The organism is Streptomyces sp. NPDC058864 (genome assembly GCF_042742985.1).
Taxonomy (GTDB): domain Bacteria; phylum Actinomycetota; class Actinomycetes; order Streptomycetales; family Streptomycetaceae; genus Actinacidiphila.
The window spans coordinates 18,493-41,620 of the sequence record NZ_JBHYMQ010000074.1; the positions used below are offsets into that span (position 1 = coordinate 18,493).

A 23,128-nucleotide genomic window follows, 5' to 3' on the forward strand; every position below is an offset into this window, starting at 1 on the left:
GGATCCGTAAGACGAGCAGATCCCTTATGCGAGTTTTGTGCCCGTAGGGTGAGTGGGGTGATCGAGACAACTCCCTCTCCTTCCGCCCCTGTGGACGTGGTCCTCCCCTGCCTCGACGAGGCCGGGGCCCTGCCGTGGGTGCTGGACCGCATCCCCCCGGGCTGGCGCGCGATCGTCGTCGACAACGGGTCCACCGACGGCTCGGCGGACATCGCCGGTGCCCTCGGGGCGCACGTGGTCCGTGAACCACGGCGCGGTTTCGGTGCCGCCTGTCACGCCGGGCTCACCGCCGCGACGGCGGACGTCGTCTGCTTCTGCGACTGCGACGCCTCCCTCGACCCCACGCTGCTGCCCGCCGTCGCCGGACCGGTCCTCGACGGCGTGGCCGACCTTGTCCTGGGGCGCCGCAGGCCCGTCACGCGCGGCGCCTGGCCCCTGCACGCCCGGCTGGCCAACCTGGAGCTGGCGCGCATGGTCCGCCGGCGCACCGGTCTGCGGCTGCACGACCTCGGGCCGATGCGCGCCGCCCGCCGCGAGTCGCTGCTCGCCCTGCATCTGACGGACCGCCGCTCCGGCTACCCGCTGCAGATGGTGGTCCGCGCCGCCGACGCCGGCTGGCGGGTGAGGGAGACGGACGTGCCGTACCGGCCGCGCACGGGCCGCTCCAAGGTCACCGGCACGTGGCGCGGCACCTGGCATGCGGTACGCGACATGCGTTCCGTCCTGACCGAGCCGCCCGCCGCCCGCCCGGTGTCCGCGGCGACCGTCCACGGCCCGCAGCGATGAGCGCCCGTCGTCCGGCCCCGGGACCGGTCACGCTGCTGGTCATCGCGAAGGAACCCGTCCCCGGGCGGGTCAAGACGCGGCTCACCCCTCCCTACACGCCACGGGAAGCCGCCGCACTCGCAGGAGCGGCCCTCGCCGACACGCTGCACACGGTGCTCAAGGCCCCTGCTCGACGCCGCGTCCTGGTACTCGACGGTGACCCCGGGCCATGGCTGCCGGCCGGTTTCGACGTCGTGCGCCAGGAAGGCGGCGGTCTGGACGAGCGGATCGCGGCCGCCTTCGCCGGCTGCGACGGCGGACCGGCCCTCCTGCTCGGCATGGACACCCCGCAACTGACCGTGGATCACGTCGCGGCGGCCGGCCGCGACGGCCACGACGCCTGGTTCGGCCCGGCCGAGGACGGCGGCTTCTGGGCGCTGGGGTTCGCCGATCCGGGGTGCGCCGCGGCGCTCGTACGCGGCGTGCCCATGTCCACCGACCACACCGGTGCGACGCAGCGGTGCCGACTCGTCGAAGCGGGACTCAGCGTGGGCGACCTGCCGGTGCTGCGTGATGTGGACACGGCCGCCGACGCCGCCGCGGTCGCCGCCTGCTGCCCGCCCGCCTCGCGCTTCGCCACCGTGCTGAACTCGCTCGCGGGTGCGGGCCGGTGAGCGGCCCGGTGGGCGGTTCGGATCCCGTCCTCGCCGAGCGGACGCCGCGGACCGCGGTCCCGTGGAAGACCCGGACGGCGGGCCCGTCCGCCCGCCTCCCCGCGCAGCCGGGCGAGCCGTGGTCCGACGACCCCTACGCACACGCCCTGCGGACCGGACGGGGCCCGCTCTTCCTGCGCCGCCTGTCACCACCGACGCGACCGGACGGCGCCGGAGGGGAGGGAGAACTGCTGCCACTGGACGTCGAGCGCTGGTGCGCCGCCCCCGACCCCGCCGACACCGTCGTCCTGAACCGCTGCACCGGCCCGGTCCTCGACGTGGGTTGCGGACCGGGACGTCTGGTCTGCGCCCTCGCCGCCCGGGGCGTTCGGGCTCTCGGTGTGGACGTGAGCCCGGCCGCGGTGGCCCGGACCCGGCAACAGGGGGGCTCCGCCGTGCACCGTTCCGTATTCGACCGCCTTCCGGGGGAAGGTCGCTGGGGCAGCGTCCTGCTGATGGACGGCAACGTCGGCATCGGCGGCGACCCGTTCGCCCTCCTCACCCGCCTGCGCTCCCTCGTCGCGCCCGGGGGACGCCTCCTGGCGGAGGCCGAGCCGCGCGACGAGGAGGAGCGCCTCACCGTCCGGGTCGAGGACGGCCAGGGCCGGCACGGCCGCCCCTTTCCCTGGGCCCGCCTCGGCACCACCGTCCTGCTGCACACCGCCCAGGCGACGGGGTGGGTCCCGGCCGGCCGGTGGACCACCGCGGGCCGGCCGTTCGTGGAACTGCACCGCCCGCGGTCCGGGCACCGCGACGCGTACCCCACGGCCTCCGGAGGGCCCGGACGAACATGAGCGACACTGCTGCGGCACAGCACGGGTCCCTGCCGCCGTCCGGCCGGCCGCCGGCATCCGTGCACAGCGCACCGGCCCGCATCCGCACCGTCGTCGTCGCGGTCCTCCTCGCCGCTCTGACCGCCGTCGTCATCGGCACCCTGCGCGCGGGCGACAGCCAAAGCGCCCCGGGTCGTCTCCTGGCCGGAGGCGCCGTCGCCTGGATGCTGTTCGCCGCCGCGGTCCGGGCCGTCCGCAAGGTCCCGGCACGGGCCGCCACCGGACTGGTGCTCGCCGGCGCCGCCGCCGTGGCGCTCGCCGGGCTCACCGCGCCGCCCCGCACCAGCACCGACATGTTCCGCTACGCCTGGGACGGCCGTGTCCAGGCCGCCGGGATCTCCCCGTACGCCCATCCCCCCGCCGCACCCGAACTCGCCCGGCTGCGCGACCCCTGGCTCTTCCCCGCAGCGGGTTCCTGCCACGGCTGGGGAACCACCCGGACGGACGGCGGCCTGTGCACCCGTATCAACCGCCCCACCGTCCCGACCGTCTACCCGCCCGTCGCCCAGGGCTGGTTCGTGACCGTCCATGTCCTCTCCCCTCCCGGAAGCCGCCACAAGCCGCTCCAAGCAGCCGGTGCCGTACTGGCGTTCGGAACGACCCTTGCCCTGCTCGTGGTGCTGCGCCGGCGCGGTGACCCTCACCGGGCCCCGGCCCGCACCGCGCTGTGGGCGTGGTGCCCGGCCGTCCCCTTCGAAGCGGTCGACAACGCCCACATCGACACCCTCGGTGTCCTGCTGACCGTGCTCGCCCTCGGTACCGCCACCGCCGGCGCCCGGCGCGGAGCACTCCTCGGTGCCGCTGTCGCCGTGAAGCTGCTGCCCCTGCTGACGCTGCCCGGCGTGCTGTCCGGGGAGCGAAGTCCGGCCCGTATCCTGCGCACGGTGTCGGCGACGGCCGCCGTGGTCGCGCTCGCCTACGTTCCGTACGTCGCCGCGTCCGGCACGGACGTCCTGGGCTACCTGCCCGGCTATCTGCGCGAAGAGGGCTACGAACCCGGTGACGTGCACCGTTTCGCCCTGCTGCGCCTGCTGCTGCCGGACACCGCGGCAGGTGCGACCGCGGTCGCACTGCTCGCGCTGCTGGCCCTGTACGTGTGGTGGCGCGGCGACCCGGCCCGCCCGTGGCGGGGAGCCCTGCTGGTGACCGGATGGGCACTGCTGCTGGTCTCGCCCAACTACCCCTGGTATTCACTGCTCGTCGTCGGCCTCGTCGCGCTCGACGGCCGCTGGGAGTGGCTGGCGGTCACACTCGCCGGAACCGTCCTCTATCTCGGGGGCGGACTCCTGCCCGGCATCCCGCTGCAGACGTGTTCCTACGGTGCGGCCGCCGTCTGCGTCGTGGCCGGGGCCTGTGTGCGCGCCGGCCCGGCACGGCGACTGCTGGACGGACGCCGGTCGAGGTTGCGCAGCTGACGTGCCTCTGTCCGGTACACGTGTGCGCACCGCGCCTCCTCCGGCGGCCTCCGGCCACAGACCCTCACCCGATCGATGACCTGCCGTGCCTGATGAAGAATCGCGGTGCGGGCGGTCGCGCGTGAATTCGTGGATTCCGCAATCACTTTCCGTCCCGGCTTCCGCGAAGAGCCGCGTCGTCCAATCATTCCGCGAATTGCGCATCCTGCCGGAAGACGGTGACGGTCATCACGCTGCGCGCATCACCAATATGGGTGATATCCGTTCACGTCCGCGGGCAAGGGCGGCGGAGCGTCCGTCACATGAACGCGGTAATCGCACCGGCCCGCGCACAATCGCGTGAAGCATTCATTGACGCCTCACCGCACGGACGATGAGACTCCATTTCCGGTAAAGGAACATGCGAGGGGCAGCCATGAAGTCGTTCGTGCACAGAGGACAGATCACGAAAGTGGTCTTCGGCAGCGGAACGCGCGGGGGGCTGGCCGGCGAGGTCGTCGAACTGGGTCGCGGCCGGGCCCTGGTGCTGTGCACCCCCGGGCAGACCGAGCAGGCCGGTGAGGTGGGCGGGATTCTCGGCGCGCTCACCGTGGGCGTCTTCGACCGGGCGGCAGCGCACACACCCGTCGCGGTCACCGAGGACGCGGTCGACGCGACGCGGGCCGCCGGCGCGGACTGCCTGGTCTCGGTCGGCGGCGGCTCGACGATCGGCCTCGGCAAGGCCGTCGCGCTGCGCACCGGGCTGCCGCACGTCGCTCTTCCCACCACGTACGCCGGTTCGGAGATGACGCCGATCCTGGGCGAGACCCAGGGCGGTGTGAAGACCACCCGGCGGCTGCCCGGGATCCTGCTCAACACGGTCGTCTACGACGTCGACCTGACCCTCACCCTGCCGCCGTACGTCGCCACGGTCAGCGGGCTCAACGCCATGGCCCACGCCGTGGAGTCGCTCTACGCCCAGGACCGCGACCCCCTCGCCTTCCTCACCGCCGGTGAGGCGCTCGACGCCCTGGCCAAGGCGCTGCCGGCGATCTCCCGGCATCCCGCCGACACCGAGGCCCGTGCCACGGCGCTCTACGGCGCCTGGCTGGCCGGGACCTGCCTGGGCACGGTCGGCATGGCGCTGCACCACAAGGTGTGCCATGTCCTGGGCGGCTCCTTCGACCTGCCGCACGCGGAGACCCACGCCGTCGTGCTGCCCCACGTCATCGCGTACAACGCTCCGGCGGCCGGGGCGGCGATGGCAAGGATCGCCCGGGCGCTGCCCGGACCCGACCCCGCCGGCGCGGTCTTCGACTTCGCGGGCGGCATCGGTGCCCCCCGGGCGCTGCGCGACCTGGGGATGCCCGAGCCGGGCATCGCCGAGGCCGCCGACCTGATCGTCCGGGACGGCTACTGGAACCCCCGGCCGGTCGACCGGGACGCCGTACGCGACCTGCTCCGCCGTGCCTGGGCCGGCGAACCGCCGCTCCGGGCCGCCTCCGGCCATTCCGACGACCCGACGGGAGCCCGTCATGCGTGACCTCACCGACACCACCATCACCGAGGCCGTCATCTCCACGGTCCGCGACGCGAAGGACACCCGCCTCGCCGACATCCTCGAGGCCCTGGTCCGCCACGCGCACGACTTCGTCCGCGAGACCGGCCTCACCGAGGAGGAGTGGGCGCGCGGCGTGGACTTCCTCACCCGCACGGGGCAGAAGTGCACCCCGACGCGGCAGGAGTTCATCCTGCTCTCCGACGTGCTGGGGATCACGATGCTGGTCGACGCGCTCGGCAACCGGCGGGCGGCGGGATCGACGCAGAACAGCGTCCTCGGCCCGTTCTTCCGCGACGACCGTCCGCAGGCGGCCGACGGCGCGGACATCTCCGAGGGGCTGCCCGGCACGCCCTTCTTCTTCGAGGGCCTGGTCACCGACGTCCACGGCACGCCGGTCGCGAACGCCGGGATCGACGTCTGGCACAGCGACGCGGACGGCCACTACGACGTGGACGTCCCGGGCCTGTCGGACCCCGCCATGCGCGCCCTGCTGCGCACCGACTCCGAGGGGCGTTTCCGCTTCCGCTCCATCCGCCCGTCGAGCTACCCGATCCCGGACGACGGGCCCGTGGGCGAGATGATGCGGGCCACCGGCAGGTCCGTGATGCGGCCCGCGCATCTGCACGTCGTGATCGCCGCCGAGGGCTTCCAGCGCGTGACCACGATGCTCTTCCCCGCCGACGACCTCCACCTGGACCGGGACCCGGTCTTCGGCGTCAAGCAGTCGCTGGTGACGGAGTACGCGAGCCACCCGGCCGGCACCGGCCCGTACGGCACGCGGACCGACGAGCCGTACACCCTGCTGCGTCACACCTTCGTGCTCGAGCCGGGACGGTCGGCTCATGACCCGCGGCCTTCCTGACGGGCGGCTCCCGGCCCTGCCGGACCTGCCGGACCTGCCGGCGCACGTCGTCCCGCGGCCGCGGGTGACCCGCCGTGTCCTGCAGGCGCTCGCCGGGCACCCGGTGCTGGTCGTCGCGGCCTCCGCCGGGGCGGGCAAGACCTCCGCGGTGCTCCAGGCGGCACGGGCCCTGCCGGGCCCGGCCGCCTGGATCCCGCTGGGCGGTCTCGCCTCCGGTGACATCGCCGCCGAAGGGCTGCGCGACCGGCTGGCGCAGGCGGTGACCACCGCCGGTACGGGGCCGCCGGTGCTGGTGGTCGACGGCCTGGAGCACATCGCGGGGCGGCCGGCCGCCGAGAACGCGCTCACGGCACTCGTCGTGCAACCGCCCCCGGGGCTGCGGCTGGTGCTCGTCACCCGGACGGAACCGCCGCAGGGCATCGCCGGCCTCGGCGACATGCATCGTGTGGCCTTCCTCGACGACAGCGACCTCGCCTTCGACGTCTCCGAGGCCGCCCGGGCGCTGCGCCCCGCCGGGCTCGAAGGGCAGGCGCGGTTCCGGGTGCGGGCGACGGAGGGCTGGGTCACCGGTGTCCTGCACGACTGGTGGGCGACCGATCCCGCGGCGGCGCCGGGCAGGCTCGACCTCCTCTGCGCCGACCTGCTGCGGCAGCTCACCGAGGACGAGGTGGCGCTGCTGGTCGCCACCAGTGTGCTGGACGAGGTGACCGCCGAGTCCGCCAACGCGCTCGGGCTGTCCGGCCCGGACCGGGCGATGGCCGCCCTGCGCCACCGCCGCCTGCCACTCGCCTGGTCCCGCGACGGCACGCGCGTACGGGCGCTGCCACGGTTCCGCCGGTACCTGCGCAAGCGCGCGGACGCCATGGACGGGACCGCCCGGCGCGAACTGCGCCGTCGCCACGCACGGTTGCTGGAGACGGCCGGCCGTCATGAGGACGCCGTGACGGAGCTGCTCATGGCCGGGGAGTCGGCGGCGGCACGGCGCGCCGCCGAACAGGTCCTGCCCGGTGTCCTCGACCGGATGGACCTGGCCACCGCGGAGAGCTGGCTCGACCGGATGCGGCCGGTGCCCGGTCCGCCGGCCCCGGGGCTCGCCTCCGCCGCGCTGCGTGTCGCGTTCGGCCGCGAGCAGTGCTGGCGCGGGCTGCGGCTGGCCGAGCAGCACGGACCGTCCTGGTGGGGCCGGTTGCCCGGGCAGCCCGGCGGCAGCGAGGACCTGGCGCTGCTGGTGTGGTGCTTCTGGCACGCGGGCCGGACCGACGAGGCCCGGCGGATGCTGCGCGTCATGCCCCCCGGCCGCCACCGCGACATCGCCGCGGCCCTGATGTCCCTGGCGGACGGCGACCCCCTCACGCCGCTCCCGGACCTGCGGGCCGAGGCCACGGGCCCGGTCGAGGTCATGCTGATGCGGATCGCGTACATGGGCGGCCGCCTCGCCGAGCTGGAGGACGAACCCGCTCCGCCCGGTGCCTGGCGCCGGGCGACCGGGGCCCCCTGGACCGTCGCGGCGCTCCGCGCGACGGGACGCATCTCCCGGGCCGGCGAGATGTGCGCGTCGCTCGGGGACGGACCCCGTCCGGTGTGGCTGGCGGCCATCGACGACGCGGAGCTGATGGCCGACCTCGGACGGCGCGAGGAGGCCTGGGCGGCGCTGGCGGCCGGACGCCCCGCCATAGCGGCGACCGGCTCACGCGTGTACGAGATCCTCAGCCTGCTGCTGGAGGCCAAGCTGGCCCTGCGGCTCGACCGTGACCTGGCGCGGGCCACCCGGGCGCTGACCGAGGCCGCCCGGCGCGGCAGTGGCCACTACGCCTTCACCGCGGAACTGGCCGGTACCTGGACCGGGCTGCAACTCCTCCTGGCGGGCCGGAACGAGGAAGCGGCCCATCGTCTGGACGCCGCGGTCGCCGCCATGACCGCGGGTGACCGGCTGCTGGAACTGCCCACGGCGGCCGTCTACTTGAGCGAGGCGATGTGGCGCGCCGGTGACGCGGGTGCCGCGGACGCCGCGGCGGACCTCGCCCTGGGTGTCGCATCGGCCCAGGGCGGCCGCCATCTGCTGCTGCAGGCGCTGGACGACGTCCCCGCAGTCGCCGTGCGCAGGGCCGACGCCGAGCCCTCGCACTCCTCGCCGTGGCACGAACTGGTGGCGGCGCTCTCCTCGGGCCGGGCGGCGCTGACCACGCCCGCCGCTCCACGGCTGGTCCTGGAGGAGTTCGGGGCGGTCCGGCTGTCCGTGGACGGGCGGGAGGTCCGGCCGCGCCTGGCCAAGAGCACCGAACTACTGGCGTTCCTGCTGAACAGACCGGCCGCGACCGCGCGACGCGCCGTGCTGCTGGACTCCTTGTTCCCCGGCCGGAGCGACGCCGCCGGGCGCAGCTACCTGCGGCAGGCGGTGTACCGGCTGCGCGAGGTGCTGCCCGAGGGGGTCGCGCTCCTGCAGGAGGGTGACGTCCACCGTTTGACGCCCGAGGCGTCCGTCTCGGGGTCCTCGGGCTCCTTCGAGCACCTGCTGGCCGAGGCCGGCAGGCAGGACGGCGAACACCGGCTCCACACCCTGCTGGAGGCGCTGCGGACGGCAGGCGGCGGCCCGTACTTCGAGGGCGTTTCCACTGCGTGGCTCGACGCCCGGCGCGAGGAGCTGGCGGCGGCGTTCACGCAGGCGCAGGTCGACGCCGGCGCCGTCGCCCTGCGCCTGGGCCGGATCCGCGAGACCCGGGAGCTGGCGGGGGCGGCGCTGGAGCGTGATCCGTTCCGTGAGCAGGCGTGGCGGCTGGCGCTGGCAGGCGCCGAGGCGGCCGGGGACGACGACGGACTCCTCGAGCTGTACCGGGGTTACCTGCGGGCCATGGCCGACCTCGGCGTGCGCCCGTCCGAGGAGATGAGACGCCTGGTCGAGCGGCTGCGCCGATGAGGCGTGAACCCCCGGCCACGGTGCGGTTTCCCCGGCATTAACAGCCGGCGGCGCACAGTGCACCACGTCCACCAGGGCTCGGCTCACTCCTTCCCGGAGGTCTCCCATGACTGAAACCCTCGACATGACCGCCGCCTTCCGCGCCACGATGGGACGCCTGGCGACCGGGGTCAGCGTCATCACCACCCGGACCGCAAGCGCCCCCGTGGGCATGACCGCCAGCGCGGTCTCCGCGCTGTCCCTGGACCCGCTGCAGCTCATCGTGTGCATCGGCAACCACCTGTTCACCCGCACGGCGATCGCCGAGCACGGGCGCTTCGCCGTGAACGTCCTCGGCGAGGACTGCGAGCACCTGGCCCGTACCTTCGCCGCTCCCGTGCCGGACCGCTTCTCCGGCGTGGCCGTCGACGAGGAACACGGCGTACCGGTGCTCGGGGACGCGATCGCCACGGTGGTCTGCGACGTCGCCCAGGCCCTGCCCGGCGGCGACCACACCATCTTCGTCGGCGACGTCCGGCACTTCGGGCACAAGAGCCAGGCCCGTCCGCTGCTCTACTTCGCGGGCGGATTCGGCGTCCTGAGCTAGCCACCACCCCTCGAGTCCCCCCGGTGCCCGGTGCCGTGTCGTGCCCGCCGGGCACCGGGGGACCCCCGACAGAACGGCCCCGCCGGGAGGCTCCGTGCACACCATTGCCGCACACAAGCTCCACCCGCCCGCGCTGCCACGGCAGTTCGTGCCGCGGCCGCGCCTGCTGCGCCGCCTCGACGCCGCGAACGAACCCGTGGTCGTCGTCTCGGCGCCGCCGGGCGCCGGGAAGAGCGTGCTGCTCGCCGACTGGGCCCGTGCCCGGCCGGCCGGTGGCGGCCGGGTGGCATGGCTGGAGGTGGACGCGTACGACAACACCCCGGCCCGGCTGTGGGCCGGGATCCTCGCGGCGCTGCGACCGTTCCGGCCCGGGCTGCCCACTCCCCCGCCCGCGGGGGCGTGGACGCTGGAGTTCTGGGTCGAGGACCTGCTGCCCCGCATCCTGGGGGCGCTGGCGGAGGGATCGCCGCTCACCCTGGTACTGGACGGGGTGGACCTGCTCACCGACCGGTCGGCCCTGCGCTGCCTGGGGGACTTCCTGGCCGCGCTGCCCGACGGCACGCGCGCCGTGCTGGCCACCCGTCACCTCCCCGGGGCGCCGGTGCCCGCGCTGCGCGCCCGGGGGCTCGCGGCCGACCTCGGCGCGGACGAACTGCGCTTCACCCGCCAGGAGGCGGACGCCCTGCTGGCGAGCAGGTCCGGCGGCGCGCCGGACGAGCGGACGCTGCGCGAACTGCACCACCTGACCGAGGGGTGGGCGGCGGGCCTGTGCGTCCTGGGACGCACGCGCACCGCGTCCGAAGCCGGTGCACCGGTCGGCGACGGGGCCCGCGCCGTCGCCGACTACCTCGGCACCGAGGTCCTCGACCGGCTCACCACCGAGCAGCGCGGCTTCCTGCTGCGGACCAGCGTCCTGGACGAACTGAGCCCGGAGGCCTGCCGTGCCGTCACCGGCAGCGACCGGGCCGGAGTGCTGCTGCGGGAACTCGCGCGCACCGTCCGGCTGCTGGTGCCCTCCCCCACCGCTGAGGGGGCCTACCGGCACCACCGGGCCCTGCGTCCCGTGCTGACCGGGGTGCTGGCCGCCGAGCAGCCCGGCGGGGCCGCGGCGCTGCACCACGCGGCCGCGCTCTGGTACCGCGAGCAGCAGCGCACGGCCTCCGCCGTACGGCACTTCGTGCAGGCCGGCGACTGCCCCGGCGCGGTCATGGCCGTCCTCGGTGCCTGGGAGGAGACGCTCGCCGCGGGCCGGACCGCGGACGTCGCACGGTGGCTCGGCATGCTGCCCGCCCGCGCGGTCCGTGCCGACGCCCGGCTGTGCGTCGTGGCCGCGATGACCGCGCTGTGCGGGGGCGACCCCGAGGCCGCGGAGCGCTGGCTCGACGTGGCGAAGGCCCGGCCGTCGTGGCCGGGCACCGTGGGGGAAGGGGGAACGGTCGCGCAGGCGGCGGCGGTGGCCCATGCCCTCGTCCGCTGTCTGCGCGGGGAGGGCCCGGCCCCGCTCGACGGCCAGGACGTCCACGGTCCTTCCGCGCTGACCGCCTGGCGGGCGCTGGCCTGTGTCGCCCAGGGCACCGCCCTGCTGTGGCAGGGGCGTACGCAGGAGGCGGACGCCCGCCTGGCCGAGGCCGTCCGCGACGCCCACGGCGCGCGGCACACCCTGGTGCTGGTCCGCGCCCTGGGCTCACGGGCCTGGTGCGCCCACCTGGCCGGGCGGACGGGACGGGCGCGCACCCTGGTGGAGCAGGCGCTGGACGAAGCCCGTGCCGAGCAGCTGACCGGCCACTTCGCCGCCGCACCCGCCCATCTGTGCCGGGCGGCACTGCTGTTGGACGACCTCGACCGCACCGGGGCCGCCGAGGCCCTGTCCGTCGCCACGAGGGCGCTCGCGGCGACCGTCCACGGCGGGGAACCGCCCCTGCGGGCCCTGGCGGGCGTCATCGCCTCGGGCCTGCCGCGCGGCCTGTGCGGCAGCGTGTCCCTGCCCGCGCCGGAGGAAGGCGGTGCCGTTCCGGAGGTGCTCGGCTCTCTGCTCGAGCGCCTGCGCACGGAACGGACCGCCCCGGCCGACCGGCTGCCGCCGACGCAGCCGCGGGCGCAGGACCTGTCCCCCGGGGAACGCCGCATCCTGCGCGCGCTGTGCGGCCCGCTGACGCTGCGGGAGATCGCCGCCGAACTGCACGTGTCCCGCAACACGGTGAAGACGCAGGTCAGTGCGGTCTTCCGGAAGCTCGGCACGCACAGCCGCAGCGGCGCGGTGGCCCGGGCCCGGGAGTGCGGCATGCTGCGTCCCGGGCCCGGCACCGCCTACGAGGCGTCCTGCCGGCGGGCGTAGTCCGCCTGGGCCGTGTACGCGGTGTCCTGCTCCTCGGCGGCGTTCTCGATACCGCACACCTTCCGGGCGAGATCGGCGACCGGCCCGCTCGGGGACAGTTCGGCGCGCTTCATGGTGAGCGTGCGGATGGCCAGCAGCGGTGTGCCGTTGAAGTTCTCGAAGGTGCTGATGCGGTCGCCCCAGTCGGACAGGAACAGGTCGCGGATGACCCGGCTGATCTTGAGCCGGTCGTGCGGCCTGCCGACCGGGCCGGTCTGCAGTGCCTCCAGCCAGGGCCGCAGCTCCGGGCGCTGCCACTGGCCCTCGGTGGGGAAGATCAGGGAGGCGCGGCCGGCCAGGTCGATCACCTCGTTGACCATGCGGGCGATGTTCTCCAGGTAGTACGCCCGGCCGTAGTCGAACATCAGGACGTTCGGCTTGTACAGGCCGCCCGGGGTGGTGAAGCCCTCCTCCTCGCAGGCGATCACATGGGCCTTCAGCGTCTGGTGGAACCCCGCGAACTGCGAGATCCGCGCCTGCACCGGGGGCAGCTGGTACGTGCCGATGTGCTCGGTGATCAGCAGGGTGAGCCCCAGCATCAGCTCGGCGCGCACCATCTGCCGTACCAGCGCCTGGTAGTGCAGCCAGTCGAAGACGCGCTGCGGGTACAGCGCGGCGTGCTGCGGGTTGCCGATGTGGAACACCCGGTCCCAGGGGATCAGCACGTCCTCGAAGATGATGACGCTGTCCAGCTCGTCGCCCTGCGAGGCGAGCGGGTGCTCGACGTCCTCGCCGTCGCGGACGTTGCTCTCCCGGCAGATGATGGTGACGCCGGGCGCGTTGGGCGGGACCGCGCCGAAGATGACCTGCTCCGGCTGGATGCCCGGGCGGTAGAAGACGCCGACGTGGATCCAGTCCCCGAAGGCCGCCCCGGTGCCGATCGCCTTCACGCCCCGCACGGTGATGCCCTCGTCCGAGGTGGCCACGACCCGCAGCGCGGGCGAGTCCGCCTGCGCGGACTCGCGGGAGCGGTCGGTCTGCGGGTCCACGAACGCCGGCGTCGTGTTGAGGTCGCCGTCCCGCACCAGCTCCCAGAAGCCGCGGATCCCCTCGGTGAGGTCCCGGCCTCCGGTGCCCACGGCCTGGCTGCTCCACGGCTCCGGGTCGTCGACGTACGTCAGCAGGACGTAGTTGTTGACGTCGGGGGTGCGCGGGGTGGCGCCGCCGCCGAGCTCGCGCAGGACGGTCTCGATGTAGCGCCGCTTGCGCTTCAGGTCGCCCTTGCTGCGGTGCCGGAACCACGTCATGGACCGGCGGACGCCGTCCTCGTCCACGAACGTCATGGCGTCCTGCAGGTCCGGGCGGTGGTGGAGGTCGTAGAACTCCGCGATCCGCCGGGCGTACGCCCTGGTCTTCGGGTGCGTGGCGACGTTGTCGACGAGTTCGTCGCCCACCCACAGCTTCCGGCCGTCGTCGAGCGCCGCCAGGTATTCCTTGCCTGTACGCACGTCGTGCTCCTTTCCGGGACACGCGATCTGGACGGGACGGAGCCTGCGCCCCGACGGGGTGAGAGCGGGCCCCGCCGAGGGACTTCACCCCGGGTGAAACCGCCGGTCACAGCTGGTCCGCCGTTGAGGGGGCGGGGCCCGTGCGGCACGATTGCGGCATGCACGATGCGGACTCCCGGACGACGCGCTCCCCCCGCCTGCGGGGCCGCGACGACGAGATCACCGCCCTGCGCGCGGCCCTGGACGGGGTGCTCCGCGGGGAGGGCACGTGCGTGCTCGTGGAGGGCGCGTCCGGAACCGGCAAAAGCGGACTGCTGGCCCACCTGGGAGAGCTGGCCGGCGCGGCCGGCTTCGACGTGCTGTGGGTGCGGGCCGACGAGCTCGACCAGTACGCCCCGCTGGCCGCGCTGTACTCCGCGGTGCACGGGCACGGCACCGCCGCCGGCCGGGTCCCCGACGCCGCGGGCGACCGGCGGCTGTGGCTGCTGGACGGCATGACCGACGCCCTGGAGGAACGCTCGCAGCGCGCCCCGGTGGCGGTCCTCGTCGACGACGCCCAATGGGCGGACCCGGCCACCTTGTTCGCCCTGCGGGCGCTGCCCGGGAGGCTGGCCGCGTCCCGGGTCCTGTGGGCGATCGCCGTACGCTCCGGCGCCGAACGGGCCGAAGTGACCCGGATGAGCCGGACGCTGCGTGATCGGGGGGCGCGCACGCTGGCCCTCGGGCCGCTGCCGGCGGCGGCCCTGCGCCAGTTGGCGGCGGACGTCCTCGGGGCGGCCCCGACGCCCGCCATGTCCCGGCTGCTGGACGGCAGCGCGGGCAACCCCTTCCTGGCGATCGAGCTCCTGCGCTCGCTGCGCGACGCCGACGCGGTCGCGATCCAGGGCGGTTCGGCGGCCCCGCTGACCCAGGAGGTGCCCGCCGGCTTCCGGCGCAGCGTCCGGGAGCGGCTGGACCGGCTTCCCGAGGACGCCCGGCAGCTGCTGCGGATCGGCTCGGTACTGGGCCGCGCGTTCGACCTCGGCACCGTGGCGCGGATGCTCGGGAAGCCGGTCGGCGCCCTGCTGTCCGCCGTGGACAGCGTCATGGGCGCGCAGCTGCTGGTCGGCGAGGGCCGCCGGTTCGCCTTCCGGCACGACCTCATCCGGCAGGCCGTCCACGACGACCTTCCGCTGCCCGTCCGCGTGGCCCTGCACCGGGAGGCGGCGGACGCGCTGCGCGAGGGCGGCGGGGACCGGGCGGAGGTCGCCTGGCACCTCGTACTCGCCGGCGGGACGATCGACGACGCCTCGGTGCACACGCTGACCACCGCCGTCCGGGAGCTGTCGCGGACCGTTCCCGGGTCGGCCGCCGACCTCGCGCGCCAGGCGGCGGACCTGCTCCCCGCCCATGACCCGCGGCGCGTCGAACTGCTCACCCACGCAGCCGAACTGCTCGGCTGGACGCGACGGGTCCACGAGGCGCTCGAGCTGGTCGACGCCACCATCTCCGACGGCCTGGCACCCGCCCAGGAGGCCGCGCTGCGACTGGTCGGCGGCGAGATCCACCAGGCGGCGGGCGACGACGCGGCGGCGATGACCCATCTGGGGCGGGCACTTGAATTGCCGGACCTGCCCGAGGACCTGCGCGTACGGCTGCTCAAGGCGAAGGCGACGGCCCACATCCACCGCCGCGAGATCGCGGCCGCCGAGCAGACCGACACCGGGCTGGTCGAGGCGGCCTACCGCAGCGCCGATCCGGCCGTCGTCGTCAGCGCGATGGTCTTCCGGTCGCAGACCGCCTTCTACCGCGGGCGGCTGACCCATGCCCTCGAACTCGCCGAGCACGCCGACGGCCGGGCCGCCACGACCGCCGACGGCCTGCGGTTGCGGCCGCCGCGCATCCCCGCGCTGTGGCTGGCCATCGTCCTGCTGTCCACCGACCGGCTGGAGGAGACGGCGCGCGTCCTGCGCGAGGGCCAGCGCGCCGCCGAGTCCCTCGGTCTCGGCTGGTCACTGCCCCACTGGCACGCCTGCCGGGCCGTCGCATTGCTGGAGGGCGGCGCCCTAGACGACGCGGCCGTGGAGGCCGAGGCATGCCTCACCGTCGCCGCGGAGCTGGAGACGGCCCGCGCGGTGCCCCTCGCCCGGGCCGTCCTGGCACTGGTCGACACCGCCCGCGGCGACGTCACCCAGGCCGTGGCCCATCTGCGGGCAGCGGCGGCGGCCACGCCCGGCGGCACACCCTACGGCGCGTGGACGGCGCTCGCCCACGCCCGCGTGCTGACCGCCCAGGGCCGCGGGGCGGCCGCGGCCGAGGCACTCGGCACCTTCCACGCCGGCGACCGCAAGGCCTGGCTGCTGTCCCTGCCCCCCGGCCACTGGCCGGCGCTGGCCCGCACGGCACTTCGCGGCGGGGACCGGGCGACGGCCGAGGCGGTGGCCGAGGTCGTACGCGCCGTCGCCGAGGACAACGGCGGCCAGGATGTCGTCCTCGCCGTACGGGACCACATCGATGGGCTCCTCCACGACGACCCCGCGGCACTGCGGGCAGCCGTCGCCGGGCGGCGACTCGGGGGACGCCTGCCGGCACTGGCAGCGGCCCACGAGGACCTGGGCGCGGTCCTCGCCGCGACGCGGGATCGCACCGGTGGAACCGACGAGGCGGTGGCGGCGCTGGAGGAAGCGGCACGCCTCACCGCCGCGAGCGGGGCCGTCCACGACCACGAGCGCGTCCGCCGTCTGCTGCGGGACCTCGGAGTGCGCGCCTCCGGCGCGCCCCGCCGCGCGGCCGCCACCTCCGGCTGGGAGAGCCTGACCGAGTCCGAGCTGAAGGTGGTCCCGCTCGTCGCGGAGGGTCTCACCAACCGGGCCATAGCCGACCGCCTCTACGTGTCCGTCCACACGGTCAACACCCATCTGAAGCACGTCTTCACCAAGCTCGGCATCAACACCCGTGTGGAACTGACCCGGTTGGTGATGGAACGGACCCGCGCCGGCACCGGTCGCGCCTGACGAAGCGGGCCGCCGAGATCCCTTGAATGGGCGATGCCCGCCCACGGCCCCCTGCCGATGCTGGTGAGGGGGCAGGCCACCGGTCCGGTGGCCGCCCCACTCAGTTCCGGGAGTGGGTGACCATGACGACCGCACGCGGATACCGCGGCTCTCTCCAGGGCCTCGTGGCGGCCGGCGCGGCACCGCACGGCTACACCCTGGCCCTGTGGACGGCGACCGCCGTCACCGTGTCCGCACGGGGCACCCCGTCCGCCACGGAGGCGCTGGCGCTGCTCACCGGCGCCACGCTCACCTACGTGGGGGTCGGGGCCGCCGCCCACGGCGGGCCGCGGCGGCCACTGGCCCGCACGGCACCACCGGCCGGGCCCGTGTGGGCGGCACTTCACCTGCCCACGGCCGCCCTCGGCGCCGTGCTCGGCGCGCTGCTGGCGCATGCCCTGTCCGGTCACCTGCTGTGGGCGCTGGTGGGGGCCACCGCCACCGGGGTGTACCTGCTCGGCGCGAGCGCCCAGTTCCGGTGGGCCGGGACCGGCCGGCGCCCGTCACCCCCGTCTCCCCCTTCACCCGAACCGACCGTACCGACCCGAGGAACCGCCATGACGCTCGTGCTCGACCCCGCCGCACAGGACCTGCTCTTCCGTGAGGCACGCACCGCCAACACCTTCACCGACTCCCCGGTCACGGACGAGCAGGTCCAGGAGATCTACGACCTGGTCAAGTACGGCCCGACCTCGATGAACCAGCAGCCGCTGCGGATGGTCCTGGTCCGTTCCGACGAGGCCCGCGCGCGTCTGGTGCAGCACATGTCCGAGGGCAACAGGAAGAAGACCGAGACCGCGCCGCTGGTCGCCCTGCTCGCGGCCGACAACGAGTTCCACGAGCAACTGCCGGCCGTCTTCCCGCACTTCCCGCAGGCCAAGGACATGTTCTTCGCGGACCGCACCGTCCGCGAGCGGTCCGCCGCCCTCAACGCCGCGCTTCAGGTGGGCTACTTCATCATCGGCGTCCGCGCCGCCGGCCTCGCCGCGGGCCCGATGACCGGCTTCGACGCCGACGCGATCAACAAGGAGTTCTTCCCTGAGGGCAACCGCTCCGTCCTCGCCGTCGTCAACATCGGCAACCCGGGGACGGACGCGTGGTTCGCCCGCAACCCGCGGCTGGCCTACGACGAGGTCGTCAGCACCGTCTGACGCGGGGCGGCGAACAGGCCGCGCTCAAGCCCCCGGGGCCCACCCCCGGGGGTTCGGTGTACCCGGCCACGTCGGCAGTGCGTGCCGGGGGCTCGGCGTCACGCTGCCATGTCACCGTCCGAGCAGGGCGACGCCGGCCGGCTGCTCCGAACGGGCCGTGTCCGCCCGGGCGCGGGACAACGGCTTGACCGGCTAGAGCCTGCGGCGCCACGTGGTCTTGGCGCGCTCCGCGGGGTCGGCGGGCCAAAAGAGGCCCTTGCCGGCGCACGGGCCTTTCCCGCAGGCATCAGCAGCCCGAGCGGACCGATCGATTCCGCTTTAGGATCCTCGAGGGGTCCGGTCGCGGGATGAATTCGCAGGCCGGAAGCCTTCCGTGACGTTCCGGCCGCATTGTGCGGCGCACCTTGGAGAACGCGAACAGGACAGGAGATCGCCGCCATGACCCGAATGGCGTTCCGTCGAAGCCTTCTCGCTCTTGGCCTCACCATGGCGGCGGTCGCCGCGTGCGCTCCCGCGGCAAAGGACGCCGGCGGCGAGGCGCCGGCCGCCGCGGTCTCCTCTCAGCCGTCCACCCGGCCGCCCGACAAGCTGTCCGTCCAGTTCGAGCAGGCGCTTCCGAACCTCAAGGGCAAGTCGTTCACCTCGGCGATCGTCGACTATCCGCCGGATGGCAGTACGCCCCCGCATCGGCACGGGGAGGCCTTCGTCTACGCCTACGTACTCAAGGGCACCGTGCGCAGCCAGCTCGCGGGCCAGCCGGTTCACACCTATCGCCAGGGCGACTACTGGGTCGAGCCGCCGGGCGCGCACCACGTCCTGTCGGAGAACGCCAGCCGGACGGAGCCGGCGCAGTTGCTGGTCGTCTTCATCAGCAACACGGGCGAAGCGCTCAAGGTCGACGATCCGTCGGGTGGGAACTCCTGACGAAAACGGCGGGCTTGACCTCGTCAGCGGTCGATCTCGTGCACAAGGCCGCCGGGCAGCGGGACGTGGCCGGCCGCGTGGTCGCACGCGGCAAACCCGGCGACGTGCGCAATCATCCCCGGGATACTGGTCGCCCATGGATGAGGTCGAGGTCGTCGTCGCCCATTCCGAGCGCGCGACGCTGCGCGTCGGCGACGTGTTCCTGAAGGTGGACGCCGATCAGGCCCGCATCGACGTCGAGATCGAGGCGATGTCCCTCGCGCCGGTCCCCACGCCGGAGGTCCTGTGGCGCGAGCCGCCGGTGCTCGCGATCGCCGCGGTCCCGGGGGCGACGCTCGGGCGCCTCGGCGGGCCGTCGACCGGGCCACCGGCGGCGTGGGCCGCGGCGGGCGCCGCCATCCGCAAGCTGCACGAAGCGCCGCTGCCGCCCCGGCACGGCCGGGCCGGGCGGAGCGTCGTCGCGCTGACGGCGGAACTCGACGAGGAGTGCGAGTTGCTCGTGGCCGGTGGCGTCCTCCCTGCCGACCTGGTCACCCGCAACCGCCAGGTCGCCGAGGCCGCGCTCCGCCCGTGGACTCCGGCGTTCACGCACGGCGACCTGCAGATCGCGCACGTCTTCGTCGACGGCGACGAAGTGACCGGCATCATCGACTGGTCCGAGGCGGGCCGGGGCGACGCCCTGTACGACCTCGCCACCTTCACGCTCGGACACGAGGAGCACCTCGCCGACGTCATCGCCGGCTACGGCACCGACGTCGACCTCGGAGTGATCCACGCTTGGTGGTCGGTGCGGAGCCTGCTGGTGGTTCGCTGGCTGATCGACCACGGCTTCGACCCGTTCGCGCCGGGCTGCGAGGTCGACGTCCTGAGATCCCGGATGTGAGCCTGCGCGGGCCCGACGGCTGTGCGGGCGTTCCCACGCATCCAGCAGGCCGTCCCGGGTGCGGGGCGCGTGAGGCGTGGGGCGTGCCGGACGTTGCCGGCTCTTTCAGACGAGCTTCGCCCGGAAGATCTGCTGGGTCTCGTCGCGCTGAGTACGGGTCGCACCGCGGTCGCTGGTGAACACCACGACGCCGCGGTGGAGTGCGGGCCAGGTGTTGTTGCCCCGATGGCTCACCTGGGTGGCCTGCGACCAGCCCTTCGCGCGGTCGAGGGTGGCGGTGAGGACCTTCCACCGCCAGTCGGCCGAGCGGGAGTCGTACCAGACGGCCCGGACCGTGCCATCGGGGTCGACGCCGAGCCTGGCGCGCTGGCTCATCGCGTCGGCGTCGAGGGCCACGTTCTCGAACGCCGTCCAGGTGGTTCCGCCGTCGGTGGAGCGGCCGGCCCGTAGCTGGAGGTTGGCGCCGGAGCTCTGCAGCGCACCGCTCTCCCAGATAGCGACGAAGGTGCCGTCCTCGTCCACGGTCAGGCCCGGGTGCCGGTCGGAGCGGTCGCTGACCCTGCTGACCTGGACCGGGTTGCTCCAGGCACGGCCCGGCGCCCTGCGCACCGACGCCAGGACCTGCCAGTTGTCGGGATCCGTGCCGCCGCCGGCCGGCTGACCGGCGGGCGGGGTGTGACCGGTCCACAGCGGGTCCGGGTCGAAGCGGTCGTCCTGCCAGGTGATCACGGCGTGCCGGCCGTCGTGGACGGCGATCGCCGGGAACAGCGAGGCGGGGTGGCGCGGGGAGCGCGCGTCCCCGGGAACACCAGGATCGGTCGTCTTGCCCGCCGCGGAGATGTTCACCGCGGCCCTGTCGATGCCGACGATCCGGGCGTACACGTCGAACGCGCCACCGCTGTTGTCGGACCAGGCGACCAGGGGGTGCGTGTCGTCCACGATTGCCAGCGCCGGGTGGACGGCGCGCCCCTTGCCCTTGCTGATCTTGTCCGGGGCCTTGAAGGAGCTGCCGCCGTTGGCACTGTGGGCCAGCAGGATCACCGGACGGTGCGGCTGCTCCTTGCCCTGCTCGTCCTGCCAGACCACCCATACGTCGCGTGACGTGGCGGCTATGCGCGGGAACCGCGCGGTGGCCGAACGGCCGGAAAGGGTGACGGACTTGGTGACCTTGCCCTTGCCGTTGAGACGGCGGTAGACCACCTTGCTCGCGTGGTCCTCGTGCACCTCCGCCACGACGTGCGTGATGTCGCCGACGACCGCGACATCGGAGAAGCCGGTGAACGTGCCCGGATCGCCGGTGACGAGCTGCGCCCCGTCGACGGCGGTGTCGGCGGCCGGGAGCGGGATCTCGGGCCGGGGGGCGGCCGGAGCGCCGACGGAGACGAAGATCGGCGAGGTGGCGCCCCGCAGCTGGTCCGGCAGGTTCGGGTCGGCGTCGGAACCGGACGGGCTGCCGGGGGAACGGGCCTCGGCCCGGAACCAGCCGTGGTCCGTGCCCTTGAGCACGAGCGGCAGTTCGTACGTCTCGTCGGCCCGCTGCGGCCGGTAGCTCGCGAGGGGTCCCGCCGAACGGCCGGGGGCCGCGTACACGTGGACGGTGGTTCCCTTGCCGCCCTTCACCCTGACGCGCAGCGTGGCCTTCTTCGGCGGCTTGCGGTCGGTCAGAACCACCTCGTCGCCGCCGATGGCTTCGAACACGCCGTCACCGTCGGCGTCCGCCTCGATCGTCAGGAACGGCCCCGAGGTGTTCTGCGCGACCGTCGTGCGCCCGCTGCGGAACCCGTCCAGGATGCCGAGGACCGAGCGCTCGGCCGCGAAGACGTGGGTGGTGGGCGTCCCGGGTGCGTCAATGTCCCACAGCTCGCGGAAATGGCAGTCGCTCGCCGCCGCCACCCCGAAACGGAAACCGGCGTTCCAGCGGTTCTCCGCGTACTCGACCTGCTCGTCCGGGCCGGTGGAGACGTTGAGCACCTCGACGAGGTCCGCGCCCTGGACGCTGGCGTTGGCGTTCGGGCCGGCGGCCAGCGTGTACTCACCGTCGTCAGGGTGGGCCTGCGACCACACCGCACCCTGCGCATGGGCGTCCCAGACCGACTGCTGCACGTGCCGGAAGGCCGCGGAACCGGGCGGGTTGGCCCCGTCCACGATCACGTCCACGTTGCCCAGCACGATGGCGTGGGGCGAGCCGTTCGCCTCCTCACCCGGGATCAGAAGCAGTTCGGAGGACTTCCACTGGGGGTCCCAGACCTGGTCGTACGTCCGGTGGTCGGTCAGGGGCATGAAGTCGAGACCGGCCTTCTCGCCCTGCGCGATCTGGTCGCCGACCGGAAGGTTGCCGGGGAGGGCCTGGTGGGACGTCTGGCGGGGCCCGCTGCCGTCCGACGAGTGGTCGTCGTGGACGTGGGTGTCACCCGCGAGCCACATGCCCTTGGGCGCCTCGGCCCGGTTGAGCGGGGAGATCCCGCCCGCCGCCTTGACCTTGCCGTTCGGCCCGGAGGCGGGCCCCGTGGCCGCCGCGGCGGTGCTCGCGCCGACACCGACCGCCACGGCGGCGGAACCCGCCATGACCACGAACCTCCGCCGGGTCAGGCCCTCGGACCCGCGGTCCGGCCCGTTGGCCCCTGTTGCTGTTTCCATCTGCTGCGCCTTTTGTGCGGGGTGAACGAGTGACACGGCGTTCGCACCGGTCGTGCGAACGCCCCACCGGGGGACGGGAGAGCCGCGCTCGGGCGGCACCGGCCGGCTGTCCTGCCGACGGGTTCCGCGGGGGCCCGACCGCCCCTCCTGCATCCGCCACGCTGCCAGCCGGCCCGGGTTCCGTGCATGGGTCAAACACCCCTAAGGTGCGCCTGCCTGCCGGGTCAAACGCCTCGGGTCACCCCATGGGGCCAGGGAAGGCGTCGCGCACTCGGTGGTGCGGACGGCTGGGCAACCTTGATCAAATATGGTTTTCTCGTCGCTCGTGACCAAGGACTCGGTCTGGAACCAGGCACCGCTGCGCGCCCGGTCGGTGGACGCCCTGCGCCTGGAGGACCGGATGTCCCTCACGCCGGGCCTGTTCTCCACGGCCGCCGAGGACACCGCGACCCACTCCGGCGAGGCCCGGGACACCACGGGCTCGTCGACCCTGTACCGCGACGGGGTGCCGATCGCCTCCCTTGGGTCCCTGGGCCGGCTGCAGACGGTGGTCCCGCACGAGAAGGGCACCTACACCCTGACCTCGTCCGGCACCCGAAAGGTCGGCTGGTCGGACCTCGGCAGCAAGGCGTCCGCCACCTGGACCTTCGTCTCCGCACGCCCGGCCGGGGCGGAAGCGGCCGACCTCCCGCTCATGAACGTCCGGCTCGGCGGCCCGGTGGGCCCCTCCCGCACGGTCACGGGCGGCCGCACCTACCTCTTCACCGTGGCGGCCGAGCGCGGCGGCAAGGCGGCCACCCGGTCGCTGGGCGTCCGGGTCTCCTTCGACGACGGCCGGAACTGGAGGACCCTCGAGGTCCGGCGCGTGGGCGACCTGGGCTTCGTCAAGCTGACGCCGCCCGCGGGCGGCGGTTACGTCTCGGTCCGCCTCACCGGGGCGGACACCGCGGGCAGCACCGTCGACCAGACCGTCATCCGCTCCTTCCGGGTGGCCCGCGGGCGATAGGGCAGCCGCACACCACGACGCGGCCTCGGCGGGTGGCTTCACAGC

At 74.3% G+C, this 23,128-nt stretch carries 16 protein-coding genes; 14 read left to right on the forward strand and 2 right to left on the reverse strand.

Translation table 11 applies throughout. From position 1 onward, the window contains the following. Positions 1-57: 57 nt before the first annotated feature. The 9 genes from ACFW3D_RS35370 (at position 58) to ACFW3D_RS35410 (ending at position 11,963) form a co-directional block, all read left to right on the forward strand. On the forward strand, positions 58-786 hold the full coding sequence (locus tag ACFW3D_RS35370) for a glycosyltransferase family 2 protein (protein WP_500511532.1): 729 nt from the start codon (positions 58-60) through the stop codon (positions 784-786). After that, positions 783-1,439: a TIGR04282 family arsenosugar biosynthesis glycosyltransferase gene (locus ACFW3D_RS35375; RefSeq protein WP_500511534.1), complete on the forward strand. Its 657-nt coding sequence runs from the start codon at positions 783-785 to the stop codon at positions 1,437-1,439. Before ACFW3D_RS35370 ends, ACFW3D_RS35375 begins: the two co-directional genes overlap by 4 nt. Beyond that, the gene (locus ACFW3D_RS35380) at positions 1,436-2,272 is read left to right on the forward strand and encodes a class I SAM-dependent DNA methyltransferase (RefSeq protein WP_500511536.1); all 837 of its coding nucleotides are present in this window, start codon (positions 1,436-1,438) and stop codon (positions 2,270-2,272) included. Before ACFW3D_RS35375 ends, ACFW3D_RS35380 begins: the two co-directional genes overlap by 4 nt. Further along, the gene (locus ACFW3D_RS35385) at positions 2,269-3,726 is read left to right on the forward strand and encodes a glycosyltransferase family 87 protein (RefSeq protein WP_500511538.1); all 1,458 of its coding nucleotides are present in this window, start codon (positions 2,269-2,271) and stop codon (positions 3,724-3,726) included. Before ACFW3D_RS35380 ends, ACFW3D_RS35385 begins: the two co-directional genes overlap by 4 nt. A 415-nt stretch (positions 3,727-4,141) precedes the next feature. After that, positions 4,142-5,248, forward strand: coding sequence for a maleylacetate reductase (locus ACFW3D_RS35390; protein WP_500511540.1), 1,107 nt, complete (start codon positions 4,142-4,144; stop codon positions 5,246-5,248). After that, entirely contained in the window at positions 5,241-6,128 is an 888-nt protein-coding gene (locus tag ACFW3D_RS35395; RefSeq protein ID WP_500511542.1) for a dioxygenase family protein, read from the forward strand. The genes ACFW3D_RS35390 and ACFW3D_RS35395 overlap by 8 nt, the downstream gene beginning before the upstream one ends. Next, a complete protein-coding gene (locus ACFW3D_RS35400; protein WP_500511544.1) occupies positions 6,109-9,042 on the forward strand; it encodes an AfsR/SARP family transcriptional regulator in 2,934 nt (977 codons plus the stop codon). Before ACFW3D_RS35395 ends, ACFW3D_RS35400 begins: the two co-directional genes overlap by 20 nt. Positions 9,043-9,148: 106 nt before the next feature. Continuing rightward, positions 9,149-9,628 (forward strand): flavin reductase family protein, encoded by a 480-nt coding sequence (locus ACFW3D_RS35405; protein ID WP_500511546.1) that lies wholly within the window; start codon positions 9,149-9,151, stop codon positions 9,626-9,628. 94 nt (positions 9,629-9,722) lie between these two features. Further along, positions 9,723-11,963 (forward strand): helix-turn-helix transcriptional regulator, encoded by a 2,241-nt coding sequence (locus ACFW3D_RS35410; protein ID WP_500511548.1) that lies wholly within the window; start codon positions 9,723-9,725, stop codon positions 11,961-11,963. On the opposite strand, the gene ACFW3D_RS35415 is transcribed toward ACFW3D_RS35410, so the two are convergent. Continuing rightward, positions 11,936-13,450: a 4-hydroxyphenylacetate 3-hydroxylase family protein gene (locus ACFW3D_RS35415; protein ID WP_500511550.1), complete on the reverse strand. Its 1,515-nt coding sequence runs from the start codon at positions 13,448-13,450 to the stop codon at positions 11,936-11,938. The two genes, ACFW3D_RS35410 and ACFW3D_RS35415, sit on opposite strands and share 28 nt — an antisense overlap. A gap of 158 nt (positions 13,451-13,608) precedes the next feature. Here ACFW3D_RS35415 and ACFW3D_RS35420 point away from each other — a divergent pair, with 158 nt between their 5' ends. From ACFW3D_RS35420 to ACFW3D_RS35435, 4 genes are all read left to right on the forward strand, one after another. Next, positions 13,609-16,443, forward strand: coding sequence for a helix-turn-helix transcriptional regulator (locus ACFW3D_RS35420; protein WP_500511552.1), 2,835 nt, complete (start codon positions 13,609-13,611; stop codon positions 16,441-16,443). A gap of 596 nt (positions 16,444-17,039) precedes the next feature. Next, entirely contained in the window at positions 17,040-17,633 is a 594-nt protein-coding gene (locus tag ACFW3D_RS35425) for a malonic semialdehyde reductase (protein ID WP_500511563.1), read from the forward strand. Positions 17,634-18,071: 438 nt separating this feature from the next. Continuing rightward, positions 18,072-18,557 carry a cupin domain-containing protein gene (locus ACFW3D_RS35430; RefSeq protein ID WP_500511554.1) on the forward strand — a complete coding sequence of 162 codons (486 nt, stop codon included), beginning with the start codon at positions 18,072-18,074 and terminating at the stop codon, positions 18,555-18,557. A gap of 136 nt (positions 18,558-18,693) precedes the next feature. Continuing rightward, positions 18,694-19,440 (forward strand): phosphotransferase family protein, encoded by a 747-nt coding sequence (locus ACFW3D_RS35435; RefSeq protein WP_500511555.1) that lies wholly within the window; start codon positions 18,694-18,696, stop codon positions 19,438-19,440. Positions 19,441-19,545: 105 nt separating this feature from the next. Here ACFW3D_RS35435 and ACFW3D_RS35440 read toward each other — a convergent pair whose 3' ends face one another. Then, the gene (locus ACFW3D_RS35440) at positions 19,546-22,077 is read right to left on the reverse strand and encodes a CehA/McbA family metallohydrolase (protein WP_500511557.1); all 2,532 of its coding nucleotides are present in this window, start codon (positions 22,075-22,077) and stop codon (positions 19,546-19,548) included. A 325-nt stretch (positions 22,078-22,402) separates the two neighbouring features. Here ACFW3D_RS35440 and ACFW3D_RS35445 point away from each other — a divergent pair, with 325 nt between their 5' ends. Next, a complete protein-coding gene (locus ACFW3D_RS35445) occupies positions 22,403-23,083 on the forward strand; it encodes a hypothetical protein (protein WP_500511559.1) in 681 nt (226 codons plus the stop codon). Positions 23,084-23,128 lie beyond the last annotated feature (45 nt).

Coding starts and splice junctions, on each gene's coding strand:
- ACFW3D_RS35375 (WP_500511534.1), top strand. CDS start 783: ATGAGCGCCCGTCGTCCGGCCCCGGGACCGGTCACGCTGCTGGTCATC.
- ACFW3D_RS35385 (WP_500511538.1), top strand. CDS start 2,269: ATGAGCGACACTGCTGCGGCACAGCACGGGTCCCTGCCGCCGTCCGGC.
- ACFW3D_RS35390 (WP_500511540.1), top strand. CDS start 4,142: ATGAAGTCGTTCGTGCACAGAGGACAGATCACGAAAGTGGTCTTCGGC.
- ACFW3D_RS35395 (WP_500511542.1), top strand. CDS start 5,241: ATGCGTGACCTCACCGACACCACCATCACCGAGGCCGTCATCTCCACG.
- ACFW3D_RS35400 (WP_500511544.1), top strand. CDS start 6,109: ATGACCCGCGGCCTTCCTGACGGGCGGCTCCCGGCCCTGCCGGACCTG.
- ACFW3D_RS35405 (WP_500511546.1), top strand. CDS start 9,149: ATGACTGAAACCCTCGACATGACCGCCGCCTTCCGCGCCACGATGGGA.
- ACFW3D_RS35420 (WP_500511552.1), top strand. CDS start 13,609: ATGCACGATGCGGACTCCCGGACGACGCGCTCCCCCCGCCTGCGGGGC.
- ACFW3D_RS35425 (WP_500511563.1), top strand. CDS start 17,040: ATGACGCTCGTGCTCGACCCCGCCGCACAGGACCTGCTCTTCCGTGAG.
- ACFW3D_RS35430 (WP_500511554.1), top strand. CDS start 18,072: ATGACCCGAATGGCGTTCCGTCGAAGCCTTCTCGCTCTTGGCCTCACC.
- ACFW3D_RS35435 (WP_500511555.1), top strand. CDS start 18,694: ATGGATGAGGTCGAGGTCGTCGTCGCCCATTCCGAGCGCGCGACGCTG.
- ACFW3D_RS35440 (WP_500511557.1), bottom strand. CDS start 22,077: ATGGAAACAGCAACAGGGGCCAACGGGCCGGACCGCGGGTCCGAGGGC.